We start from the raw sequence: 263 nt of genomic DNA, 5'->3' as shown, positions 1-263 counted from the left end.
AGCACGCACTGGCCGCTGTTGCGGATAAGCTCATGGCTGTGGTTCATACCGGCAATCATGCAGCCGACCAGTGACGGAGAAAACTCCAGCACCGTGTGCCAGCCGAGCGTCATGATGTCATGTTGATCTCCGTACTGCGAACTGAGCAGCAGCACCGGTCCGGGCTCAAGATATTTGCGGGCTTTGCTGACCGGAAAAGCATATTTGTGCATGCGTTGGCTCATGGCATAACTCCTGAAACGGAACGTAGCCATTAAGTGTAG

1 protein-coding gene is annotated in these 263 nt (G+C 54.4%); it reads right to left on the bottom strand.

The genetic code is table 11. The annotated features are described in order from the left end of the window. Positions 1 to 224, bottom strand: a 224-nt coding sequence (locus tag SB765_RS30670; protein WP_410932623.1) for a flavin reductase, incomplete at its 3' end; no start/stop codon positions are given. Positions 225 to 263: the final 39 nt, after the last annotated feature.

Source organism: Pseudomonas sp. SIMBA_067, assembly GCF_046534675.1.
GTDB lineage: Bacteria > Pseudomonadota > Gammaproteobacteria > Pseudomonadales > Pseudomonadaceae > Aquipseudomonas > Aquipseudomonas putida.
The sequence above is the reverse complement of the archived record's forward strand: the minus strand, read 5'-3'. Positions and strand labels throughout refer to the sequence as shown.